The organism is Candidatus Paceibacterota bacterium (genome assembly GCA_028714635.1).
GTDB lineage: Bacteria > Patescibacteriota > Minisyncoccia > Phycocordibacterales > JAQTLZ01 > JAQTLZ01.
The window spans coordinates 42,293-49,108 of record JAQTLZ010000007.1; the positions used below are offsets into that span (position 1 = coordinate 42,293).

At 44.9% G+C, this 6,816-nt stretch carries 6 protein-coding genes and 1 tRNA gene; 3 read left to right on the forward strand and 4 right to left on the reverse strand.

Features of this window, described 5'->3' with window-relative positions; all coding sequences use genetic code 11:
• Nucleotides 1-182 precede the first annotated feature (182 nt).
• A complete protein-coding gene (locus PHS53_04710; protein MDD5357420.1) occupies nt 183-1,739 on the forward strand; it encodes an HD domain-containing protein in 1,557 nt (518 codons plus the stop codon).
• On the opposite strand, the gene PHS53_04715 is transcribed toward PHS53_04710, so the two are convergent.
• Nucleotides 1,729-2,742 (reverse strand): ParB/RepB/Spo0J family partition protein, encoded by a 1,014-nt coding sequence (locus PHS53_04715; protein MDD5357421.1) that lies wholly within the window; start codon nt 2,740-2,742, stop codon nt 1,729-1,731. The two genes, PHS53_04710 and PHS53_04715, sit on opposite strands and share 11 nt — an antisense overlap.
• Nucleotides 2,743-2,830: 88 nt before the next feature.
• On the opposite strand from PHS53_04715, the gene PHS53_04720 reads away from it, so the two are divergent.
• Nucleotides 2,831-2,912 (forward strand) — tRNA-Leu (locus tag PHS53_04720).
• Nucleotides 2,913-2,962: 50 nt separating this feature from the next.
• Here the strand turns inward: PHS53_04720 and PHS53_04725 are convergent.
• Nucleotides 2,963-4,024 carry a hypothetical protein gene (locus tag PHS53_04725; protein ID MDD5357422.1) on the reverse strand — a complete coding sequence of 354 codons (1,062 nt, stop codon included), beginning with the start codon at nt 4,022-4,024 and terminating at the stop codon, nt 2,963-2,965.
• Nucleotides 4,025-4,130: 106 nt separating this feature from the next.
• Between PHS53_04725 and miaA the strand changes: the two genes are divergently transcribed.
• Nucleotides 4,131-5,021, forward strand: coding sequence for a tRNA (adenosine(37)-N6)-dimethylallyltransferase MiaA (gene miaA, locus PHS53_04730; GenBank protein MDD5357423.1), 891 nt, complete (start codon nt 4,131-4,133; stop codon nt 5,019-5,021).
• On the opposite strand, the gene PHS53_04735 is transcribed toward miaA, so the two are convergent.
• The gene (locus tag PHS53_04735) at nt 4,981-5,442 is read right to left on the reverse strand and encodes a DUF5680 domain-containing protein (protein MDD5357424.1); all 462 of its coding nucleotides are present in this window, start codon (nt 5,440-5,442) and stop codon (nt 4,981-4,983) included. The genes miaA and PHS53_04735 overlap by 41 nt on opposite strands.
• A gap of 28 nt (nt 5,443-5,470) precedes the next feature.
• A complete protein-coding gene (locus PHS53_04740; GenBank protein ID MDD5357425.1) occupies nt 5,471-6,625 on the reverse strand; it encodes a replication-associated recombination protein A in 1,155 nt (384 codons plus the stop codon).
• Between the last annotated feature and the right edge of the window lie 191 nt (nt 6,626-6,816).

Genomic DNA, 6,816 nt, shown 5'->3' on the forward strand with positions numbered 1-6,816 from the left:
TCGGGCGCAGGTATAATTTTTTAGTAGAAAAATTACCGAGCCGGGGTCGCGGAAATTTGTGAGCGACGGCGAACAAATTATCTGTGACCAAAAACCATACCTGACCAATCCCCCCAAAACAGCCTTAAAAGGCTGTTTTTTGGCTTATTAGACTTTTTCCTACCAAAAAGTACAATGAGGACATGCCCCAAGTGAACGAAATTCTCGATCTCATGGACTCCCCCACAAAGGAGGATATTGAACTTATCGTCAAAGCCTACAATTTCGCTGAAAATGCACACCGGGACCAGAAACGCTACACAGGCGAACCCTACTTCGGTCACCTTGTAGAAACAGCAAAAAATCTTGCGAACATCGGCATGGGTTCGACTACAATTGCCGCCGGACTTCTCCACGATTCAATCGAGGATGTAAATGTAAAAGCTGAAGAAGTTGAGAAAGAATTCGGAAAAGAAGTTCTCTTTCTTGTGGAAGGCGTGACCAAGCTCGGACACCTCCGCTATTTAGGAAACGAACGGCACGTGGAATCCTTGCGAAAACTTTTTATCGCCATCTCCGAGGACGTCCGCGTACTCATCATTAAGCTCGCTGATCGTCTTCACAATATGCGCACCCTCCAGCACGTTCCAAAACACAAACAGAAACGAATCGCCCAAGAGACTCTCGAAATTTACGCTCCGCTCGCCTACCGAATCGGAATCCGAACATACAAGCGAGAACTCGAAGATTTGGCTTTCTCTTTCATCAATCCCGAAGAATTCGAGAAAACGAAAAAAATGATGAAGCAGAAAGGAAAAGAAATTTCCGAATCGCTCCAGAAATTCAGCAAATCAATGCGAAAAGAATTCGGAAGAGAAGGAATGACGGTTATTAAGACCGATTCCCGGGTGAAAAATATGTATAGCCTCTACCAAAAGCTTCTCCGGAAAGATTGGGATATCGATAAGATCTACGACCTCGAAGCCTTGCGAGTCATCGTGCCGACCGTTTCCGATTGTTATAAAGTGTTGGGCATCGTTCACAGCATCTGGAGACCGCTTCCAGGGCGAATCAAAGATTATATCGCATTTCCGAAACCGAATGGCTATCAAGGGCTTCACACGACCATCTTTACGGGCAACGGTACTATTGTAGAAATTCAAATCCGTACCGAAGAAATGCATGAGCGCGCAGAATATGGGATCGCCTCTCACATTGCTTTCAAAGAAAAACAAAATAAAAAAGAACCGACCGGATATTTCGTCTGGCTCAAAAATCTTTTGCCAGGAGGATGGGGCGGAAATGGAAATGGCACGGCAAATGGTATTGGGAACGCAAACGAAGCCGAAAAGAAAAGTACGAAAAAATCTGATATTCCTACATGGATCAGAGAGCTCGCAGAAGTTCAGGCGGGAGCTCTTAAACGCGACCAATTTATGGAAGATTTGAAATCGGATTTCGTCAGAGACCGCGTGTTCGTCTTTACTCCGAAGGGCGACGTAGTGGATCTGCCAATTGATTCCTGCCCAATCGATTTCGCTTACGCAATTCACTCGGATATCGGAGACCACATATTCGGAGCCCAAGTGAACGGCAAGCATTCCCCGCTCTCACAACCTCTTCGAAATGGAGACATCGTCGAAATTCAAACTCGAAAATCTAGCAAGCCTTCGGGAAAATGGCTCGACATCGTGAAGACAAGTATGGCAAAAAAACACATTCGGGCTGTGCTTGAAAAACAGGTGAAAGTTAGACAGTAAAATTCTTAACTGAATAGAGATCAGTATCGTCGTCCTTCGTTTCCTCTATTTTCGGCTTGTCATTTACAGCAACCGGGTCCATAGGAGTGTCTTTAGAAACGGCCGGAGCTTGGGAAGCCAAATAATTTTGCAACATCTCATTGGGTTTCTTACCTTTTCCATTTGTACGCAAGAGATTGAGAATGCTGTGCAGGTCATCATTCGAAAAGAAATCAATCAGAATTTTTCCCCCGACTTCTTTTTGTTCGATATGAACGCGAGTTCCTAGCGACTCGGTCAATTTTTCTTCCATCTCGATAATTTCCGGATCAAAAGTGGTTTCTTTCTTGCGAGCTCTGTCGTACGCAATTCTTCGCGAGATGCTTTCTGATTCCCGAACAGTAAGGTGTTTGAGAAGAATTTCTTTGTAGAGCGTTTGCTGTTCTTCAGGGCGCGTTCCAAGCATGAGAAGCGGACGGGTGTGTCCTTCGGTGATTTTCCCTTCGGAAAGCGCGGTTATCATCTCCGGCGGAAGTGAAAGAATTCGGAGACTATTTGTAACATATTCACGGCTCTTTCCTACTTTGGCAGCAACTTCATTGTGTTTAAAATTAAATTCACTGGTGAGACGTTCGAATGCCCGTGCTCGGTCAACTGGATTCAAATCTTCACGTTGAAGGTTTTCGATGATCGCAAGTTCGAGCTTTAATTTTGCATCTTCTGTTCCGCTTCGGATAATTGCAGGAACTTGGGAGAGACCGGCAATTTTTGAAGCACGAAGACGGCGCTCGCCAGAAATAAGCTCATATTCAACTGCGAGACCGCCCGTAGCCTTTTCTACTTCGCCTCGGGTGACAACAAGAGGCTGGAGCACTCCATATTGCCGGATTGATTCAGCAAGATCTTTCAGCCGTGCCTCGTCAAAGTCGTGTCGAGGCTGGTAAGGGTTTGGTTTTATCTTCTCAACTTCAATCCAGAAAATGGCATTGTTCTCGAATTGTGGACGCACAGCATCATTTTTCATAGTGGAATTTTAGCATAAGCACTCGTAGGCGCAAAGCCAAAAGAATTGATTTTTGAGCCATTTTTGAATACACTTGTGTAGTTTGAAAGCCGGGATGGCGGAATTGGTAGACGCACACGACTCAAAATCGTGCGGAGTAATCCATGAGAGTTCGATTCTCTCTCCCGGCACAAAAATAAAAAGCTGTCTCGCACCCGCAAGACAGCTCAACTCACTCAAATTATCCCTTCGGCTCGACGTCATGGAAAACGCCGCTCTCAAAGTAAACCTCAACATACGACCACGTCGGCGAAGCTACTGAACGTTGGAGTTCGAACACAATGTTGATTCTTCGGGCTTTCCGTCCCAAAAGATCAAGGAACTCTTTTTCCGAGGCAATATTCAGAGCAGCAGCTAGGCTCATGCGCTCGCCCCTCTTGCCTTTTACAGTAAATGTAAATGGCAAAGCGTCGGAGGAAGGGGGCTGTGGGATTACGACCACTTTTGCACGGATGACGGAGAAAATGTCCCCTCTCAAACGCTGGCTATCAGTTGCCACAAACGGACGATCCGCATGCGGAGCAAAAGTGCAGTTGCGCATATGCAAAATGGCCTTCGTTTGCCCATCCATTCCCTCTTCCAGAAGCACCTGATCGACGCCCCATACAAGACCTGGATTTTTTGACGCTTCCGTCAATCGCCGGGCAAGCTCTTTCGCCTTTTCAAGATCGGAGAGCGCCTGATCGCGTTCTCCTCGCAACTTCTGGACGGTCACATTTGCATCCGTCTTCGCATTTGAGATCATCTTCTGGAGCTTTGTCCCATCCTCGGCAGACATCCCGCTTGAAGCAGGAGCTGCAAAAGCCCGCACAAAAGTGTACGCTCCTGCGGCGCCGATAAGCAGGAAGATGGACGCCAAGACGATTGCGTCCTTGTGATTCCTCTGCGTCTCCGTCTCATCCCTTCGGGACGACTTTTTTACTACCGGCTTTACTACTGGCGGAGCAATCTTTTCCGCTTTTGGAACTTCAGGATCGTTTTTCCGACTTGCTCTTTCCGCAGCCAGCTCGGCCTGCGCATCAGACAATTGCTGCTTGGCGGTATCTAACTGCCCAGAAAGCTCAGTGCAACGACGATTGAGATTTGCGAGTTCCGCAGTCTTCCCGTCGCCGGATCTTTTCTTCCTGAGTCGGGCATTTTCGATCTCCGCTTCCCTAAGCTCACGTTCCAAGCGAAGAGCTTGATGTTCCCAAAAGGCAAGTTGTCTTTCCGGATCAGTTCCTACTTCAACAGGCATTTCCATGCTCACCTCTCCTTTATCCCTTTGTGTTTAACTCAAACAGCTGAAACTAAAATGAATCTATCAGTGATTTGAGGGTATGTCAATTTCCTGATATGCTTCGGGCGTTATGAAGCCAAAAATCCTCCTAATTCTCGGCCCCACAGCCAGCGGAAAAAGCGCGCTCGCGGTTACGCTCGCGCGCAAACTCGGCGGCGAGATTGTTTCTGCTGACTCACGGCAAGTTTACAAAGGGCTTGATATCGGAACGGGAAAAATCACTCGGCGCGAAATGAAAGGTGTTCCCCACCATTTGCTTGATGTTGCTAGCCCGAAACGGCAATTTACGGTTGCGGAGTATAAAAAACTGGCTGATAAAGCGATTGATGATATTTTGGCGCGTGGAAAGTTGCCCATCATTTGCGGAGGAACAGGATTTTATATTCAGGCAATTGTGGACGGAACAGTTCTGCCCGAAGTCGCGCCCAATGCGCGACTTCGGGCAGTGCTTGAGAAGAAGTCTGCCCTCGAGCTTTTCAAAATCCTCAAAAAACTCGACTCCCGCCGAGCAAAAGAAATTGATAAAAATAATCCACGTCGACTTATTCGTGCCATTGAAATAGCAAAAGCGCTCGGAAAAAACCCAAAAAATGAATCAAAACCAAAATATGACGCAGTTCAAATTGGTATTAAACTTTCTGATGCGGAATTAAAGAAGAGAATAACTATTCGCCTATTCGATCGAATTAGAAAGTATATGATCTCAGAAGCGAGACAACTCCATAAAAAAGGTTTGAGTTGGAAACGAATGGAAGCGCTAGGCCTCGAATACCGTTATCTCGCGAAATTTCTCAAGGGAGAAATTTCGCGAGAAGAAATGATTTCCAAACTCAAAACCGAAATCTGGCATTACGCAAAACGCCAGATGACATGGTTCAAAAGAGATAAAAGAATTCAGTGGATTTCGCTAAAAGAAATGGCTACTTTATCAAGCCTCCGTGGAAAACTGCGTAGTAAATAAGCTTGCCATTCTTTGATATCTCTTCGCGACCATCAAATCGAGAAAGTTCGCCATTTATCTTATTTCTATACTCAAAATCTTCCACTCTGTATAATTTGGGACCTCGAACCGGAATCAAATCACTATATTCTTGCATGAGGGCTCCCCGAAGAGATTTATCTATTTCTGCTTCCGTAATCGTTGAGTCGAGAACATATCCATTATAGTTCATGCCCCATTGAGGTGTGTTTTCTGCATACACAACTTCTTCACCGATAAAATTGATTCCTCCAAAATAAGTATCATGATAAGTAAGCAACCCTTCGGAATATTCGTAATCTTTAGAAGACGGCCTTAGAGATTTTGCCTTTTTAGCGCTTTCGGAAGCGTAGGTATTTTTCTTTGCCCTTTTTAAGAATCCTTCGAGAATTTTTAAATTCATAAAAATATCATATCACGGGTATATAATTCTATTTTTCTTTTTTCTTCCACTTCAAATATTTTTTATTCTTGAGCTCATCAGGCAAATAACTTTCTTTATCGTATTTTTCATACCCCTCGCCGTATTTCAAATCTTTCATGAGTTTGGTTGGAGCGTTTCTGATGCGAAGAGGAATCGGTAAATTTCCAGTTTTTTTCACGTCTTCAAGTGCTTCAAAATACGCACCGTGAGAATCTCGGCTTTTTGGTGCAAGAGCTAAATATGAAACCCCATGAGCGAGGTTTATTTGCGCTTCTGGAAGCCCGATCACATCTACTGCTGCAAATACTGCATTTGCTACCACAAGAGCCGTTGGCTGTGCCAAACCGATATCTTCTGAAGCAAAAATGACCATCCGGCGAGCAATAAATTTTGGATCTTCTCCCGCATCAATCATTCGCGCCAAATAATAGAGCGCAGCATCTGGTTGGCTCGCCCGCATACTTTTTATGAATGCGCTCACGGTGTTGTAATGCTCCTCGCCTTTTTTATCAAAACGTAAAAGCTTGCTCTGCAGAGTATTCTTTAGATTTTCGATCGTAATTGTTCCGTAGAGTTTTTTAGTATTTTCAAGCATCGTCACCGCTTGCCGAGCGTCGCCATTTGCCATTCGCACAAGCCAGTCTTTCGCTTCTTTTCCAATCTTCATTTTCGTTCGGTCAATAATTTCGGACATTTCTTTCTCCGAAAATTCATTCAGAACAAAGACACGACAACGAGAAAGAAGCGGAGATATGACTTCAAAGCTTGGATTTTCTGTTGTTGCGCCGATGAGTGTCAATTTTCCAGACTCAACATAGGGCAAAAGAAAATCCTGTTGGGCTTTGTTGAAACGGTGGATTTCGTCTAGAAAAAGTACTTTTGGTTTGTCGGAAGAAAGCAGGTCTGCATCCTCAACAATTTTACGAATATCATCTTTTCCAGCCGAAACTGCCGAAAGCTCATAGAGCTTGGCATCCAAAGCATTGGCATAGATTTTCGCCAGTGTCGTCTTTCCCACCCCTGGTGATCCCCAAAGAATAAAGGAGAAGAGATGCTTCTTTTCTATAGCAATGCGAAGAGGCATTGCCTTACCCACAAGGTGTTTTTGCCCAATGAATTCGGCAAGATTTTTCGGTCGAATTTTTGAAGCAAGGGGTTCCATACCCCCATTCTATCGCTGGGGTTGGAGAAGGCAAATTTATATTCTTGCCTCCATGACCGAGACGAAAGAAAATGCTCTTCCTTTTACAAAATGAAGTTCAATAATCCCTCGTTTCGCCAAATTTCGAGCGTGCTCCAAAACCTTTTTATTTGGCTTACCCTCGGAAAGTGGAAAAAACTCCACTCGTTTTT